Genomic DNA, 16,455 nt, shown 5'->3' on the forward strand with positions numbered 1-16,455 from the left:
ACCGCCGCGAGGCGTTCCCCGGCCAGGATCACCGCGCCGGGACTGCGCAGCAGCTCGCCCGGTGCGTCGAGATCGGCGGGACCGTCGCCGGTGCGCAGCGCCTCGAGCAGATGCGGTTCCTGGCCGGGCACGGTGCGGATCAGCGTGCCCGCCATGCGTTCCAGGCCGCGCGAGGCGTACGCGGCGAGCGAATAGATCGGCAGGCCGTGTTTACGTGCGGCTTTGCGCAGCCGCACGTACACCATCGGTGATTCCTCTTCGGGTTCGAATCCGGCCAGCAGCACCACCGGCGCGGTCTCGAGCGCGGCGTAGTCCACGCGCACGCCCTGTCCGGCGATGCGGGCGGCCAGGAACTGCGTCTCCTCGGCCGAGTGGGCGCGGGCGCGGAAGTCGATATCGTTGGTGCCCAACGCGATTCGCGCGAACTTCGAATACGCGTAGGCGTCCTCGAGGGTGCTGCGGCCGCCGACGAGCACACCGGCGCTACCGTGCGCGGAGGCCAGTCCCTCCGCGGCGCGGGCCAGGGCCTCGGACCAGGACGCGGGAGCCAGGGTGCCGTCCCAGCCGCGCACCAGCGGTGTGGTGAGCCGGTCCGGCTCGGTGGCGTAGGTGAACGCCCAGCGGCCCTTGTCGCAGTTCCACTCCTCGTTGACCTGCGGGTCGTCACCGGCCAGGCGGCGCAGCACGGTGCCGCGGCGGTGGTCGGTGCGCTGGGCGCAGCCCGAGGCGCAGTGCTCGCACACCGCCGGACTGGACACCAGATCGAACGGGCGGGCACGGAATCGGTAGGTGCTGCCGGTGAGCGCGCCGACCGGGCAGATCTGCACGGTGTTGCCGGAGAAGTAGGAGTCCAGCGGTTCACCGTCGGCGATGCCGATCTGTTGCAGCGCACCACGATCCATCAGATCGATGAACGGATCACCGGCCACCTGCTGGGAGAAGCGGGTGCAGCGCGCGCACAGCACGCATCGTTCGCGATCCAGCAGCACCGCGCTCGACAGCGGAATCGGTTTGGGGTAGGTGCGTTTGACGCCCTCGAACCGGGATTCGGCGCGTCCGGAGGACATGGCCTGGTTCTGTAGCGGGCATTCCCCGCCCTTGTCGCAGACCGGGCAGTCCAGCGGGTGGTTGATCAGCAGCAGCTCCATCACCCCCTCCTGCGATTTGCGCGCGACGGGGGAACTGAGCTGGGTGCGCACGACCATGCCCTCGGTGACCGGAATCGTGCAGGACGCCACCGGTTTTCGCTGCCCCTCGACCTCCACCAGGCATTGCCGGCACGCGCCGACCGGATCCAGCAGCGGATGATCACAGAATCGGGGGATCTGGATGCCGACCAGTTCGGCCGCGCGGATCAGCAGTGTCCCGGCGGGCACGCTGACGGTGGCGTCGTCGATGGTCAGGCTCACCAGATCCGCGGGGGTGACCCCGCTGGTGTCGGTACGGACCGTGGCGGTCATCGCGCGCCTCCTCGTTCGGCGATGGCGGGGTCGGCGGACGCCCACGCGGTGCTGCGGGCCGGGTCGAATGGGCACCCGCCGCCGCGCAGGTGGTCCTCGTATTCCTCGCGGAAGTACTTGAGGGAGGAGAAGATCGGGCTGGCCGCGCCGTCGCCGAGGGCGCAGAACGACTTGCCGTTGATGTTGTCCGCGACGTCCAGCAGCGTGTCCAGATCCGCGCCGGTGCCGTGGCCGGTCTCGATGCGTTCGAGCAGTTGCACCAGCCAGTAGGTGCCCTCCCGGCAGGGCGTGCACTTGCCGCAGGATTCGTGCGCGTAGAACTCGGTCCAGCGCAGGACCGCACGCACCACGCAGGTGGTGTCGTCGAAGATCTGTAATGCCTTGGTGCCCAGCATGGATCCGGCCGCGGTGACGTTCTCGTAGTCCAGCGGCACATCCAGATGCTCGGCGGTGAACAGCGGGGTGGACGATCCACCCGGCGTCCAGAATTTCAGGGTGTGCCCGGTGCGCACGCCCCCGGCGTGGCGGAGCAACTCGCGCAGCGTGACGCCCAGGGGCGCCTCGTACTGGCCGGGTCGAGTGACGTGCCCGGACAGCGAGTACAGCGTGAATCCGGGGGAACGCTCCGAGCCCATCGTGCGGAACCAGTCCACGCCGTTGCGGATGATCGAGGGCACGCTGGCGATGGATTCGACGTTGTTGACCACGGTCGGGCAGGCGTACAGGCCCGCGACGGCCGGGAACGGCGGGCGTAGCCGGGGCTGGCCGCGGCGGCCCTCGAGCGAGTCCAGCAGCGCGGTCTCCTCACCGCAGATGTACGCGCCCGCACCGGCGTGCACGATCAGGTCCAGGTCGTAGCCCGAGCCGAGGATGTCCTGTCCGAGATAGCCCGCGGCATAGGCTTCGGCGACCGCGACCTGCAACCGCCGCAGCACCGGCACGACCTCGCCGCGCACGTAGATGAACGCCTGCGCCGCGCGGATCGCGTACGCCGCGATGATCACCCCCTCGACCAGCGTGTGCGGGGTGGCCAGCATGAGCGGAATGTCCTTGCAGGTGCCGGGTTCGGACTCGTCGGCGTTGACGACCAGGTAGTGGGGTTTGGTCGTGCCGTCGGGGCCGGGGCCCTGCGGGATGAATCCCCATTTCATGCCGGTGGGGAAGCCCGCGCCGCCGCGTCCGCGCAACCCGGAATCCTTGACGGTGGCGATGACCTCGTCCGGTTGCATGCGCAGCGCATCGGACAGGGCGCGGTAGCCGTCGTGGCGGCGGTAGGCGCCCATCGTCCAGGACTGCGGTTCGTCCCAGTAGCGGGTCAGAACAGGTGCCAGGCTCACCGGTCGCTCCCGTCGGCGGCATTCGAATCATATTGGGGCAGAGTTGGTTCGGCTACCTCGGCAATGCGCGCGACGCGCAGTCCGGCGAGCGTGGGCGCACCCGGTTCGCCGGCGTTGACCCCGGGGCGCTCATCCGGGAATCCGGCCAGCACCCGCGCGGTCTCGCGGAACGTGCACACCGGCAGGGCGCTGCGGGTGCCGGTGACCGGTCGGCCGCTGCGCAGCGAATCCGTCAGGGCGCGTGCGGATTCGGGGGTCTGGTTGTCGAAGAACTCCCAGTTGACCGTCAGCACCGGTGCGTAATCGCAGGCGGCGTTGCATTCGATGTGCTCGAGGGTGATGCTGCCGTCCGGGGTGGTCTCGCCGTGCTCGACGCCCAGATGCTCCTTCAGCGTCGCGAAGATCTCGTCGCCGCCCAGCACCGCGCACAGGGTATTGGTGCACACCCCGACGTGATAGTCCCCGGTCGGGGTGCTGCGGTACATCGAATAGAAGGTGGCGACCGCGGTCACCTCGGCATCGGTCAGGCCCAATTGCTCTGCACAGAAACCGATTCCGGTGCCCGAGACGTATCCCTCCACGCTCTGCACCAGATGCAGCAGCGGCAGCAGCGCCGAACGGGACTGCGGATAGCAGTCCAGGATCCGCTCGGCGTCCGCGGCCAGGCGGTCGTGCACCTCGGCCGGATACGGGATGGGCCGGGTGGTCAGCTTCAACATGATCTGCGTCATCGGTCGACACCACCCATCACCGGGTCGATACTCGCCACGGACGCGATGACGTCGGCGACCATGCCGCCCTCGCACATCGCGGCCACGGCTTGCAGATTCGTGAACGAGGGATCACGGAAGTGCACCCGGTACGGGCGGGTGCCGCCGTCGCTGACCATGTGCACACCCAGTTCGCCGCGCGGGGATTCGACCGCGCAGTACACCTGGCCGGGCGGCACCCGCATCCCCTCGGTGACGAGTTTGAAGTGGTGGATCAGCGCCTCCATGGAGGTGCCCATGATGGTGCCGATGTGCTCGGGGGAGTTGCCCAGGCCGTCCGGGCCCAGGGCCAGGTCCGCGGGCCAGGCGATCTTCTTGTCCTCCACCATGATCGGGCCGGGCCGGAGTCTGTCCAGGCACTGTTCGACGATCTTCAGCGATTCGCGCATCTCGTTGACGCGAATGAGGTAGCGGCCGTAACAGTCGCTGCCGGTGTCGGTCATGACGTCGAACTCGTAGTTCTCGTATCCGCAGTACGGTTGGGATTTACGCAGATCGTGCGGCAGGCCCGTGGCGCGCAGGACCGGGCCGGTGATGCCCAGGGCCATGCACCCGGCCAGATCCAGATAGCCGACGTCGCGGGTGCGGGCCTTCCAGATGGGATTCTGGTTCAGCAGCAGTTCCATATCGCGCAGGCGTTTGGGCATGAGCGCCAACAGATCCCGGATCTTGGCCACCCCGTCCTCGGGCAGATCCTGGGCCAGGCCGCCCGGGCGGATGTAGGCGTGGTTCATCCGCAGGCCGGTGACGGACTCGAAGATGTCCAGGATCAGTTCGCGTTCGCGGAATCCGAACAGCATCGGAGTCAGCGCACCCAGTTCCATACCGCCGGTGGCCAAGGCCACCAGATGTGAGGAGATCCGGTTGAGCTCCATCAACATCACCCGAATCACGTTGACGCGCTCGGGAATCGCCTCGGTGATGCCGAGCAGTTTCTCCACCGCGAGGCAGTAGGCGGTCTCGTTGAAGAACGGCGAGAGGTAGTCCATCCGGGTGACGAAGGTGACCCCCTGCACCCAGCTGCGGAACTCGAGGCTCTTCTCGATGCCGGTGTGCAGGTAGCCGATGCCGCAGCGGGCCTCGGTGACGGTCTCGCCCTCGATCTCCAGGATCAGCCGCAGCACACCGTGGGTGGAGGGATGCTGCGGGCCCATGTTGACCACGATGCGTTCCTCGGCCGCGCCGTCGAGGGCCTCGCGCACATCGTCCCAGTCCTGTCCGACGACGGTGACGGTGGTTTCTCCCGGCTGCTGCTCGCGCCGGGTATCGATCTCGCTCATCAGTTGTACGTCCTCCGCTCGTCGGGCGGCGGAATGCGCGCGCCCTTGTACTCGACCGGGATCCCGCCGAGCGGGTAGTCCTTGCGCTGGGGGTGTCCGTGCCAGTCGTCGGGCATCTCGATCCGGGTCAGCGAGGGGTGGCCGTCGAACAGGATGCCGAAGAAGTCGTAGGTCTCCCGCTCGTGCCAGTCGGTGGTGGGATACACCGAATACAGCGAGGGGATGTGCGGATCGGCGTCGGGTGCGGCGGCCTCTACGCGCAGCCGCCGGTTGTGGGTGATCGACACCAGGTGGTACACCGCGTGCAGCTCGCGCTCGGCGTCGTCGGGATAGTGTGCCCCGCTCACGCCCAGGCACAGCTCGAAACGCAGCGGTTGCGCATCGCGCAGGGTGCGCGCGACGGTGAGCAGCTGATCGCGGCGAACGTGCAGGGTCAGCTCGTCGCGGAACACCACGATCTTCTCGATCGCGGCGGCGAAACCCTCGTCGGACAACGCTTTTCGCAGCTGGTCGACCAGGTCGTCGAAGTAGCCGCCGTAGGGCGGGGGTGTGCTGCCGGGCAGGCTCAGGGTGCGGATCAGGCCGCCGTAGCCGGAGGTGTCACCGCTGCCGGTGACACCGAACATGCCCCGCCGCACGCCGATCACCTCCTCGCCGGCGGGCCCGGGCTCGCCCGAGGACGCCGGGTTGGCATCGGATCGTTCTGCGCCGGAAGGGTTTTCGTTCACCGCGGCCTCCGGTGGACTCTCGCCGGCGCCGGGGGAGTCGAATGTCATCGCAGCAGCCCCTTCAGTTGGATGGTCGGGGTGACCGCCAGGGCGGCGGCCTCGGCGGCGCGCACGGCCTCCTCGCGGTTGACCCCGAGGGGCATGTGCTGGATCTTCTCGTGCAGCGTGAGGATCGCGTGCAGGAGCATCTCCGGGCGCGGCGGGCAGCCGGGCAGGTAGATGTCCACGGGCACCACATGGTCCACGCCCTGTACCACCGCGTAGTTGTTGAACATCCCGCCCGAGGAGGCGCACACGCCCATGGCCAGCACCCATTTGGGTTCGGTCATCTGGTCGTACACCTGACGCAGGACCGGGGCCATCTTCTGGCTGACGCGCCCGGCGACGATCATCAGATCAGCCTGCCGGGGGGAGGCGCGGAAGACCTCCATGCCGAATCGGGCGCTGTCGAACCTGCCCGCGCCGGTGGCCATCATCTCGATCGCGCAGCAGGCCAGACCGAACGTCGCGGGCCACAGCGAGCCCTTGCGCAGGTATCCGGCGAACTGTTCGACCGTGCTCAGCAGGAATCCGCTGGGCAGTTTCTCTTCCAGACCCATCTCGGACCGACTCGCTTCCGTCCTCGAAACCCTCGCTCCGGTGCGGACCGGAGGGCGGGTTTGCCGTTCCGTGTGCTTATTCGGGGTTCTCGTTGGTGTGCGCCCCCGCGGTTGCGGGGGCGCGGGGTTCAGTCCCAGCTCAGGCCGCCGCGCCGCCATTCGTAGGCGTAGGCGATGGAGACGTTGACGATGAACAGCGCCATCGCGGCCAGGCCGAACAGGCCCAGTGCGTCGAAGTGGACCGCCCACGGATACAGGAACACGATCTCGATGTCGAAGATGATGAACAGCATCGCGGTCAGGTAGTACTTGACTGGAAAACGTTGTCCGGCAGCGTTTCCCGGACCTCCGGCGACGGCGTGGGGTGTCGGTTCGATACCACACTCGTAGGCTTCGAGTTTGGCCCGATTGCGGCGTTTGGGCCCGATGAGGGCGGCCAGCAGGAGCGACCCCACCGCGAACGCCGCGGCGATCGCGCCGAGAACGAGTGTGGGAACTTCATTATTCACAACTGCACAACCCCTTCTCCGTGTCCTCGGACGGCAGCAGCCGAGGCGGGGCTGACATCGTCGTCTGCCGGGCCAGTCTCGCCCCTAGGGCGCGCTCGGCCAGGAGCGCGGACGGGTAAGGGACCTGACGGGGCGGGGTACTCATACCAGCGCCCGCACTCGTGTGAGCTACAGCACAGCCTACAACCGATCCTTCTCAATGCCTGCGGATTGACAGCCGTGTTTGATCGAATTCAGAACTGTCACTTATGACCGAAACGGCGTAATGACCGGATTCGTCACGTCCGGAATCCGGCTCCTGGCGCATCCCGGACACGCCGAACGCCCGGCTCCGCGGGAGCCGGGCGTTCGGGGAGAACCGGGTTTGCGGTGCGTTCAGGCGGCTTCGGAATCGCGCAGCAGGCCGACCACGGCCTCGGTGAGCCGGAACGGGTCGATCGGATGCGGGACCGCGGCCTCGGCGCGGGACCAGTTCGCCAGCCAGGCGTCGTCGGGGCGGCCGGTGAGCACGAGGATCGGCGGACAGTCGTCGACCTCATCCTTGAGCTGCTTGGCCACGCCCAGCCCGCCGGTGGGTGCGGCCTCGCCGTCGAGGATGGCCAGATCGATGCCACCGGCGTCGAGCCGGTCGATGACCACCGGGGCGGTGGCCACCTCGAGGTACTCGAGCGGTGGCAGATCCGGGTGCGGACGCCGCCCCAGAGCCAGCATCACCTGGCGGCGAGTGTCGGAATCGCTGCTGTACACGAGAACCCGCAGCACCGCGGGACGGTTCGCTTCGGCCACGTTCGGCATGGTACGTCCGCGCACCGACCCGGCGTGGCAGGTTCGCCGCACTCGGTGGGTCACGGTATGAATCCGTGCTGGTCATCGGGGACGAAACGCGAGATCCTGAGTACCGGGAACATGCGACGAGGCGGTGGATGCCATGCGAATTTCCGAGGTTCTACGCAAGAAGGGCGCCGAGGTGGTCACGATCGGGCCGCAGGCCACGGTCCGGGAGCTGCTGGGGGTGCTGGCCGAGCACAATGTCGGGGCGGTGGTGGTCTCGGGAGACGGGCTGGCGCTGGACGGCATCGTCTCCGAGCGCGATGTCGTGCGGCGCCTGCACCGGATGGGTGCCCAGCTGCTCGACCGGCCGGTCGCGGACATCATGACGATGGTCGTGCACACCTGCTCGCCGGAAGATCGGGTGGAGAGTCTGCGCCCGACGATGACCGAACATCGCATCCGTCATCTGCCGGTGGTGCAGAACGGGCGGATGGTGGGGATCGTGAGCATCGGCGACGTGGTCAAGAACGCCATCTCCGAACTGCAGACCGAGCGCGAGCATCTGGAGCAGTACCTACAGGGGTGAAACGCGCGGGATACGTTGTGCGGCAACGTGGTCGGGGGACCGCGCCGATCGGGGATCCCGGCCGTCGACCGGCGGGGATCCCCGATCGAGAACTCACCTGCCCCAGGCGTGCAGCAGGTAGGTGACGTTGGACATGATCGAGGTCACCGTGTTGGTGAGGTTGAGCGCGGCCGAGCCGAAGTCGAGCAGGGACATCGAGTTGATTCCGTTCGTCGAGAGCACTGTCGAATCGACGGTAAGTGCGGGCGACATATCCCCGCAAACCCGGGTGGCTCACCGGCGGGCTGCCGGTGATGCCGTGCGCCGCAGCCGATGTGCGGCGGGCGGCGCGGCGGACGAATTCGAAGGCTGGACAGGCTCACGGCGAACTCGGCGAATAATCGGCGGCGCAATGTGCCGAGTCGGCGGTGTGTGCCCCGGATCAATCGCCGTGGAGAATTTCATTGATTCGTAACAGCGAAATGGCAACGCGTGAGGGGAATTCGAGGCAGAATTCCGGTGGGCGATTCGCCGACATCAGGCTCGCGGTCGATGCACCGCTGATCGGGTGGGGTCCGGGATGCGCCGAAACCCTCGGACCTCACCACCCGAAACGGCGCCGCGACCTGAATACTCACTCCTGACGCCGTGGCCGGAAAATTACAGTCGAAAAAGGCAATTCACGGCAATCCGACCGGTCTGAACCTGATCAGATGAGCGAATTTCCGGTAGGTGCGCACGAATGTGGTTGCCGCCCGCGGACGTTCGAGCTCGCGCGCGCGAGCCGGACCGATCGATGCCGTCGTCACCGCGCGTATTAGGGTCTGTGGCGCACCGCTACGACGGTCGGTATACCCGGCCCTGGTCCGAAGGAAACTCTATGCGTCGCACCGCGATCACCGTGTTGACCCTTGCCGCCGCCCTCGCGTGCGGCGCATGCGGTTCCTCGGGAGGCTCGGACGGCTCGAGTGCGGCCTCGACGTCCTCGGCGGCGAGCACGTCGGAGGCCGCGGAGAGTTCCGCGCAGACCGCGGCGCAGCAGTGCCAGAGCCAGACCTGGCCCCAGCGGCTGCCCGACTTCCGCGGTAAAGCGCTCGGCGACATGGTCGTCGGGGCGGCGCTGTGCTACAACATCACCGCGATCACCGCCCCGGACGGCACCGACGTCATGCACGACGCGGCCGGGATGACCAAGCCGTGGACGGTGACCTCGCAGTCGCCGGCCGCGGGCGCCTCGGTCACCGCGCAGACCCCGATCACGCTGAAAGTCACCGCGGCGCAGCACAACTGACCGGCCGCGGCGACTCCCGCTCTGCGCTACTTGCCCACGGCGCCGGCGAAGCGTTCGGGGTAGCGGGCCCCGGCCACGTCCGCGGTGACGTCCTCGATGCGGGCCGATTCCTCGGGGGTGAGGGTGATCTCGGTCGCGGCGAGGTTCTGCTCGAGGTAGGTCCGGCGCTTGGTGCCCGGGATCGGGACCACGTCCGCGCCGCGGCTCTGTACCCAGGCCAGCGCCAATTGTCCTGCGGTGCAGCCCTTCTCCTGTGCGAGAGCGCGCAGCTCCGCGACGATCGCCACATTGCGGTCGAGGTTGCCCTCGGCGAAACGCGGCATGCCGCGGCGCATGTCGTCCGCGGGCAGCTCCTGCGTGGAGGTGATCGCGCCGGTGAGCAGACCGCGGCCCAGCGGGGAGAACGGCACGATGCCGATGCCCAGCTCACGGCAGACCGGCACCACCTGGTCCTCGATCTCGCGGGTCCACAGCGACCATTCGCTCTGCAGCGCGGTCACCGGGAACACCGCGTGGGCGCGGCGGATGGTGTCCGGGGCGGCCTCGGAGATCCCGGCGTAGCGGATCTTGCCCTCGGCGGCCAGCTCGGCCAGCGCGCCCCAGGTCTCCTCGATCGGGACGTTCGCATCGACGCGATGCTGGTAGTACAGGTCGATGTGGTCGACTCCGAGGCGGGTCAGGGACTGCTCGCAGCACTGCTTGACGTAGGCGGCGTCGCCGCGCGCGCCCATCGTGCCGTTCTCACCCCAGACGATGCCGAACTTGGTGGCCAGCACGACCTGGTCACGGCGTCCGGCGATGGCGCGCCCGACGAGTTCCTCATTGGTTCCCGTGCCGTAGACGTTGGCGGTGTCCAGCAGGGTGACGCCGAGCTCGAGAGCCCGGTGGATGGTGGCGATGGATTCGGCGTCGTCGTCGCGCACGCCGTAGGCCTGGCTCATGCCCATACAGCCCAGGCCCTGGGCGCCGACGGTGAGATCTCCGAGTGTTCGGGTCGCGATCATGGATGGATCCTCCTGGATGACACCGGGATTGGCGGGGATGAGCTGTGCTCACCATCCACGACGCTAGGTGCTGGAGCGCACTCCAGGTCAAATCGATGCGTCCGTGCCGCGTCCGGTCACCCGTCGAGCAGGTCCACGACCCGGGTGAGCGTGGTCGCCAGGATGCGGCGTTCGTCGTCGGGCAGCTTGTCCAGGGCCTCGGCGAAGCGCTGGATGCGCGCGGAGGTGATGCCGTTGACCATGTCCTGTGCCGGCGCGGTGGCCGAGAGCACGTGGGCGCGGCCGTCGATCGGGTCGGGAGCGCGCCGGATGTACCCGCCCTTCTCGAGCTGGGTGACGATGCGGGACATGGTGGGTGCGGTGACGCGTTCGGCGGCGGCCAGATCACCCAGGCGCATCGGCCCGCACCGCACGAGCGTGCCCAGGGCCGCGGCCGAGCCGGGGCTCAGGGAGGTGTCCCCGGCGCGGCGCAGCAGACGGGTGATCCGGCCGACGGCCAGGTAAACGTCGGACGCCTCGGTGAGACGTTCGGCGTTGTGCTGCTGAATCATCCGATCCTCGCTCCTACCCGGCTGGATGCCCCATCGCATGGCTGTATGAGCAAGTATGCCCGTTTCGGGGGCAGCCGGGACGCGTGGTGCGCGGCAGGCACGTTCCCGCCGCGCACCACGCGTGGATCCCTATTCGTATTCCGCTGTGACACTCGCGGCATGGCGGCCGTTGCTGCTGCCGTCAGCGGTGTCGGCGGGCTGGTCGTAACCGAGTTCCAGATCGTGGGAGACCTGCGAGCCGGTGATGCGCACCCGGCTCGAGACCGGCGGGTAACCACGGCTGACCACGGTGTACTGCCCCTCGGCCAGATCGGTGACGGTGTAGCGGCCCTCGTCGTCGGTGCGGACCGAGCCGAGGACGCCCCCGGTCGCGTCCTGCACGATGACCTGGGCGTCGGGCACGGCTCGTCCGCCGGCCCACACCGAACCGCTCAGCACCGACATCGTATTGAGCTCGATGTCCTGCGCCAGCACTCCGCTGTCGGGGACGGTCAGCGTGATCGCGGTGGGCCGCATGTGGTCGGCGACCGCGACCAGCGTGTACACCCCGGACACCACGCCCTGGCAGGCGTAGTCGCCGCGGGCGTCGGAGACCGCGGCCCCGACGACCTCGCCGCGCATATCGGTCAGGGTGATCGTCGCCCCGGCCAGCGGCCGCAGGTCGACGGCCGAGCGCACCACGCCGGTCACCTCGCCCGCACCCTGCAACGGCACGTCCAGGCGCTGCGGGCGGCCGTCGACGCTGACGTTCACCGCGGCGGGCTGATGTCCGCCCGCCGAGACGATCAGCACGTAGCTGCCCGGAGCGGGCGGCTCGATGACGTACTCGCCCTGCTGATTGCCGGTCGCACGCGAAACCTGGTGTCCGCGTTGGTCGATCAGCGTCAGCGCCACCCCGGGGACCACGTAGCCGTCCGAGCGCACGACCCGGCCGCTGATGGCCCGTCCGTCCGCGACCAGCGGGCGGGTCGACGGTACGGCGGGTGCGCGGAACGTCGCGGGAGCCGGCGCGGTGATCGTGCCGGCTGCGGGGTGGCCGTTGGTGACGACTGGCAGCTGTGTGGTGTCCTCGTCGAAGATGCCCTCGCGGGCGGCCTCGGCCAGTTCGGCGGCCTCGTCCACGGCGTAGTCACCCTTGGCGAACCAGGAGGCGATCGAGCCGAGCAGCAGCATCACCGCCGCGGCGATGAACACCGCGATCAGACCGGAGTGGAACGGTCCGGAGATCAGGTGCGGGAAGAATTCCTGGCCGGTGATGGTGCTGCCGTTCACACCGGGCTGGTTCAGGACGTCGGGGGAGATCATCTCCTTGAACGGGTTGTAGCCCAGGAACGTGGCGAACAGGCTGCCCACCGGCGGGGTGTTCGCGAGCTGGTTGGCGATGTCCGCGGGGATGCCCTGACTGCGCAGTCCGGAATTCATCGCGTTCGGCAGGGTGCCGGACAGCCCGGCGATCATCAGCGAGAAGAAGATGCCGATCGACAGTGCCATGCCGCCGTTCATCAGCGTGGCCCGCATACCGGAGGCCACGCCGCGCTGGTTGGCCGGCACCGAGGACATGACCTCGGCGGTGTTGGGCGAGGTGAAGATACCGGTGCCCAGGCCGTTGAGCAGGATGATCAGCGCGAACAGCCAGTAGTTGAAGTTGACCGGGATGATGATCAGCAGAATGAAGGTGATCGCGGCCAGCAGCAGCCCGCCCGCGGCGAAGATCCGCCCGCCGTAGCGGTCGCTGAGATAGCCCGAGATCGGGCCCGACACCAGGAATCCGACGGTCAGGGGCAGCATGTAGATGCCTGCCCACAGGGGAGTGTCCTCGAAGCTGTAGCCATGCTGGGGTAGCCAGACGCCCTGCAACCAGATGATGAGCATGAACTGCATGCCGCCTCGGCTGACCGAGGCCATCAGTCCGGCGAAGTTGCCCAGGGCGAAGGTCTTGCTGCGGAACAGCGACATCTGGAACATCGGCTGGCGCGTCTTGGATTCGATGACGCAGAAGATCACCAGCAGCGCGAGTCCGCCGATGACGCCGGTCAGCACCCACGGGTTGGTCCAGCCGGTGTTGGAGCCGCCGTAGGGCTGGATTCCGTAGGTGATACCGGCCAGCAGCGCGGTGAGGCCGACGGCGAAGGTCACGGTGCCGGGGATGTCCAGCGAACCGGGGGTGCGCTGGCCGTTGTCGTGCAGCGACCGGTAGGACCAGATGGTGCCGATGACACCGAAGGGCACGCTGATCCAGAACACGGCCTTCCAGTCCCACTCGGACAGCAGGCCGCCCAGCAGCAGGCCCAGGAACGAACCGGCCACCGCCGCGACCTGGTTGATGCCCAGGGCGAAACCACGCTGTTTGGCCGGGAAGGCGTCGGTCAGGATGGCCGAGGAGTTGGCCATCAGCATGGCGCCGCCGACACCCTGCACCACGCGCCAGGCGATCAGCCAGATGGCTCCGCCGCCGGTGTCGAAGGGGTCGAACGAGAGCAGGATCGCCGAAATGGTGAAGACGATGAATCCGGCGTTGTAGATCTTCACTCGGCCGAACATGTCGCCCAAGCGTCCGAACATGACCACCAGCACCGCGGAGGTGAGCAGGAAGCCCATCATCAGCCACAGCAGGTAGCTGACGTTGCTCGACTCGAGCGGGTTGAGGTGGACGCCGCGGAAGATCGCGGGCAGCGAGATGAGCACGATCGAGGAGTTGATGGTGACCATCAGCATCCCCAGCGTGGTGTTCGACAACGCTACCCACTTGTAGTGCGGGTGGTCGTGGTCGACGCGGAGCCGCCGGCGAACGGTCTGGACGTCGCCGACGTCCAGGTCGGCGGGTGTTTGTGCGGAAGCCAAGAGTCCCTCTCCCCGAGGATTGCAGACGAATAGTGCCGTACTCAATATAGTTGCAATATGCTAACTAACTAAATGGAGTGAATAGGGAATTGGTCACAGCTGGGGTGGGAATACTCCGCTGCGAGCGGTGTTGGCATCGGCATGCGCTTCGCGATCTCGATACCGCAGTTCTTCGCCGACGGCACGTTCGATCCCGACGGATTTCGGGCCCGTCTGCGACGGATCGAGGAACTGGGCTTTCACAGTGCCTGGACTCAGGAACAGGTCCTGACCGCGGGGTCGATGCCGCAACTCGGCGCGATCGAGACGATGACCTATGCCGCGGCCTGCACCTCCCGAATCGGTTTGGGCTGTTCGGTATTCGTGAGCACCCTGCACAATCCGGTGCATCTGGCGCGGTCGTTGAGCACGCTGGATCAACTCTCCCGCGGCCGCGTGGAAGTGGGGGTCGGCTTCGGCGGCAAGGGCCGGGCGCTCGCGGCGTTCGGCGTGCAGCCCGAGGGGCTGTTGACCCGGTTCACCGAGGGGATCGAGCTGATGCGGGCGCTGTGGAGCGAGCCCAGCGTGAGTTTCGACGGCCGGTTCTGGCAGCTCGAGGGCGCGCGGATGGAACCGAAACCGTTCCGCAAGCCCGGCCCGCCGATCTGGTTCGGCGGCGGGCATCCCGCGGCGCTGCGGCGCGCGGCCCGGCTCGGCGATGGATTCTTCGGCGCGGGATCGAGCACCGGTGAAGCCTTCGCCGATCACGTGCGGCTGCTGCGCAAGGAACTCGACGCGGCCGGGCGCGACCCCGGGACGTTTCCGATCGCCAAACGGATTTACGTCGCGATCGGTGACGATGCGGCGCGCACCCGCGCGCGGATCGAGACCGATCTGGAAAAGCTCTACGGCACAGACGCTTTCGCCCCCGTAGGGGTCGCGGGGACCGCTTCGGAGGTGACCGACTCGGTCCGGCGCGTGATCGACGCCGGCGCGGAACTGGTGTTGTTCACCCCGTTGTCGGACGAGGCCGAGCAGGCCGAACGCCTTGCCGCGGAGGTTATCCCGAATCTGCGCTGAGCGCGGACGCGCGGCTCGCGGCGTTCCGTGGGGTCAGCAGTGTTCTCCCTGGTTTACGAGAACGGTCCGTACGGTGTCCGGTCCGTGGCTGTCGTGGATCTTGGCCACCGGGCACACCTGGACCACGGCGGGGGCCGCGCCGACGCGGTTCCCGGCGTTGTCGAAATAGATGTTCCCGCCCGCGCCGGGGATCGAGTGCGTGGCCGTGTTGTATCCGCTGATCGCCACGTTCACATTGCCGCGGGTGACCGGATCGTGCTGGTGCAGGGTATGCACCGCGGTGGCGATGGTGGTCACCGCGTCGTAGCCGTTGACCGCCCACCCCTGATCGAGGCGTTCGCGGTCGAGCCGGGCCGCGGTGAAGGCCTTCTTGTAGTCGAGGAAGGCGTTGTCGTCGGATGGCCGGTGAGTGTCGGCGATCATGCTCGACAGCAGCCGGACCCGGCCGTCGGTGAAACTGGCCGAGCTCAGCGCGTTGCCGCGCAGATCCTCCAGAACCGGGTCGGATTCGGGGGTGGTCAGCCGCACCGCGTCGGAGGTCGCGATCACGGTGATCGAGTGCGGAGTGCACTGCCCGTTGCCGATTTCCTGGTCCACGCTGGTCAGGAAACGGCTCAGGTCGCGGCCGCGGGCCAGATAGGCGACCGTGACGTCTGCCGTTGCGGCACAGACCCGTTCGGCGGTCTGCACGACCGTGCTGGGTTCGTCGGTGTCGAATTTGACGCTCGGGACCTGGGTGTGGAAAGCGCGATCCAGCAGGGGCAGTGCGGTGCAGGTGTAGGGATCGGTGGTGCCGGTCGGGACCATGACGAAATCGGGGGTCGGCGGGTGTATCGCCGCCAGCGCATCGATCTGGGCCCCTACTCGGAATGCGACCCGATAGAAGTAGTCCTGCGCGACGCCGCGCTGATAGGTCTCCCGCGCGGCGCAGCCGTCATAGATCGGATTGTCGGTCCGCGAGCCGTCCCGGTCGAACCCCTCGGCGGTCACGACATCGCCGATCATCGGAATCTGCGCCGCGGCAAGGGTTTCGATGACTTCGGTGGTGGTCTGGTAGCTCAGGCCCACACCGGCGACAGCGACCACGTCACCGCGCACGGCCATGGCCTGCGCGACCTCGCGGGGGCCGGAGCCGTGCTGATCGTCGCCGAGCTGGCCGACCAGCAGCTTCACCGGGTGCAGACAGTTCAAATCGTCGGCGTTGTACTGAGCCGCTGCCATCCCCTCGAGTTCGTCGAGCGCACGGCCACCGACCGAGGGGTCGGTGAGGCTGAGCAGCACGCCGATGGTGACGGGGGTGCCGTCGGGGCAGTTCACCGCGGCTGCGTCGTTCTGCTTCTGGATGACCTGCATGACGTGAGCGAATTCGTGGATGCCGAAGTCGTAGGGCCCCGCGCTCAGGCCGACGCACTGGTGTTCCGCGTGCCAGGTCGGTGTGCTGGTCTCCCAGCCGTGGCCGCAGGTGAAAACCTGCCGGATATCCGGGATGTACACGATGGCGGTGGCTACGACAGCGGCGGCGGTGAGCATTCCCAGCAAGGGCCGCCAGACGCGGAACAGGCGCGGTGGCCCCACGGTCCACGGCATGAACCAGTCCTTCAGCCGCTGCCGCCATCGGTGGTTCCTCACGCGGCGGTTCATCACGTGCCTTTCGATCGGAGAGAGTGGATCCGCAATGTGCGGAACGGGT

General features: G+C 67.9%; 15 protein-coding genes and 1 pseudogene. 3 read left to right on the forward strand and 13 right to left on the reverse strand.

Annotated features, from left to right (window positions below; all coding sequences use genetic code 11):
• From NM2_RS28410 to NM2_RS28445, 8 genes are all read right to left on the reverse strand, one after another.
• The coding region (locus NM2_RS28410; protein ID WP_157121361.1) for an NADH-quinone oxidoreductase subunit G at positions 1 to 1,460 on the reverse strand (1,460 nt) is incomplete at its 3' end.
• Positions 1,457 to 2,797, reverse strand: a complete 1,341-nt coding sequence (nuoF, locus tag NM2_RS28415; protein WP_067674810.1) for an NADH-quinone oxidoreductase subunit NuoF — start codon at positions 2,795 to 2,797, stop codon at positions 1,457 to 1,459. The genes nuoF and NM2_RS28410, both read right to left, overlap by 4 nt.
• The gene (gene nuoE / locus NM2_RS28420; protein ID WP_067674813.1) at positions 2,794 to 3,528 is read right to left on the reverse strand and encodes an NADH-quinone oxidoreductase subunit NuoE; all 735 of its coding nucleotides are present in this window, start codon (positions 3,526 to 3,528) and stop codon (positions 2,794 to 2,796) included. Before nuoE ends, nuoF begins: the two co-directional genes overlap by 4 nt.
• Positions 3,525 to 4,847, reverse strand: coding sequence for an NADH dehydrogenase (quinone) subunit D (gene nuoD / locus NM2_RS28425; RefSeq protein ID WP_067674815.1), 1,323 nt, complete (start codon positions 4,845 to 4,847; stop codon positions 3,525 to 3,527). Before nuoD ends, nuoE begins: the two co-directional genes overlap by 4 nt.
• Positions 4,847 to 5,623 carry an NADH-quinone oxidoreductase subunit C gene (locus tag NM2_RS28430; RefSeq protein ID WP_084531641.1) on the reverse strand — a complete coding sequence of 259 codons (777 nt, stop codon included), beginning with the start codon at positions 5,621 to 5,623 and terminating at the stop codon, positions 4,847 to 4,849. The genes nuoD and NM2_RS28430 overlap by 1 nt, the downstream gene beginning before the upstream one ends.
• Positions 5,620 to 6,174 carry a NuoB/complex I 20 kDa subunit family protein gene (locus tag NM2_RS28435; protein WP_067674818.1) on the reverse strand — a complete coding sequence of 185 codons (555 nt, stop codon included), beginning with the start codon at positions 6,172 to 6,174 and terminating at the stop codon, positions 5,620 to 5,622. The genes NM2_RS28430 and NM2_RS28435 overlap by 4 nt, the downstream gene beginning before the upstream one ends.
• A 128-nt stretch (positions 6,175 to 6,302) precedes the next feature.
• Positions 6,303 to 6,683 carry an NADH-quinone oxidoreductase subunit A gene (locus NM2_RS28440; protein ID WP_067674821.1) on the reverse strand — a complete coding sequence of 127 codons (381 nt, stop codon included), beginning with the start codon at positions 6,681 to 6,683 and terminating at the stop codon, positions 6,303 to 6,305.
• Between the two features lie 375 nt (positions 6,684 to 7,058).
• A complete protein-coding gene (locus NM2_RS28445) occupies positions 7,059 to 7,478 on the reverse strand; it encodes an Rv3143 family two-component system response regulator (protein WP_067674824.1) in 420 nt (139 codons plus the stop codon).
• A gap of 133 nt (positions 7,479 to 7,611) precedes the next feature.
• Here NM2_RS28445 and NM2_RS28450 point away from each other — a divergent pair, with 133 nt between their 5' ends.
• Positions 7,612 to 8,040, forward strand: coding sequence for a CBS domain-containing protein (locus tag NM2_RS28450; protein ID WP_067675005.1), 429 nt, complete (start codon positions 7,612 to 7,614; stop codon positions 8,038 to 8,040).
• A gap of 859 nt (positions 8,041 to 8,899) precedes the next feature.
• Positions 8,900 to 9,310 carry a PASTA domain-containing protein gene (locus tag NM2_RS28455; RefSeq protein ID WP_067674827.1) on the forward strand — a complete coding sequence of 137 codons (411 nt, stop codon included), beginning with the start codon at positions 8,900 to 8,902 and terminating at the stop codon, positions 9,308 to 9,310.
• Between the two features lie 26 nt (positions 9,311 to 9,336).
• On the opposite strand, the gene NM2_RS28460 is transcribed toward NM2_RS28455, so the two are convergent.
• The 4 genes and pseudogenes from NM2_RS28460 to NM2_RS51920 form a co-directional block, all read right to left on the reverse strand.
• Complete coding sequence (locus NM2_RS28460; protein WP_067674830.1) at positions 9,337 to 10,314, reverse strand: aldo/keto reductase; 978 nt, start codon at positions 10,312 to 10,314, stop codon at positions 9,337 to 9,339.
• A 116-nt stretch (positions 10,315 to 10,430) separates the two neighbouring features.
• Positions 10,431 to 10,865, reverse strand: coding sequence for a MarR family winged helix-turn-helix transcriptional regulator (locus NM2_RS28465; protein ID WP_067674833.1), 435 nt, complete (start codon positions 10,863 to 10,865; stop codon positions 10,431 to 10,433).
• 129 nt (positions 10,866 to 10,994) lie between these two features.
• Complete coding sequence (locus tag NM2_RS51915) at positions 10,995 to 11,987, reverse strand: MSCRAMM family protein (RefSeq protein ID WP_245718267.1); 993 nt, start codon at positions 11,985 to 11,987, stop codon at positions 10,995 to 10,997.
• A pseudogene (locus NM2_RS51920) lies at positions 11,988 to 13,706 on the reverse strand (MFS transporter); the annotation flags it as partial.
• 141 nt (positions 13,707 to 13,847) lie between these two features.
• On the opposite strand from NM2_RS51920, the gene NM2_RS28475 reads away from it, so the two are divergent.
• Positions 13,848 to 14,765 carry an LLM class flavin-dependent oxidoreductase gene (locus NM2_RS28475; RefSeq protein ID WP_067674836.1) on the forward strand — a complete coding sequence of 306 codons (918 nt, stop codon included), beginning with the start codon at positions 13,848 to 13,850 and terminating at the stop codon, positions 14,763 to 14,765.
• A gap of 33 nt (positions 14,766 to 14,798) precedes the next feature.
• Here the strand turns inward: NM2_RS28475 and NM2_RS28480 are convergent, their stop codons facing one another.
• Positions 14,799 to 16,394 (reverse strand): ABC transporter substrate-binding protein, encoded by a 1,596-nt coding sequence (locus NM2_RS28480; RefSeq protein ID WP_157121362.1) that lies wholly within the window; start codon positions 16,392 to 16,394, stop codon positions 14,799 to 14,801.
• Positions 16,395 to 16,455: the final 61 nt, after the last annotated feature.

Source organism: Nocardia miyunensis NBRC 108239, from assembly GCF_001613065.1.
Classification (GTDB): Bacteria; Actinomycetota; Actinomycetes; order Mycobacteriales; family Mycobacteriaceae; genus Nocardia; species Nocardia miyunensis.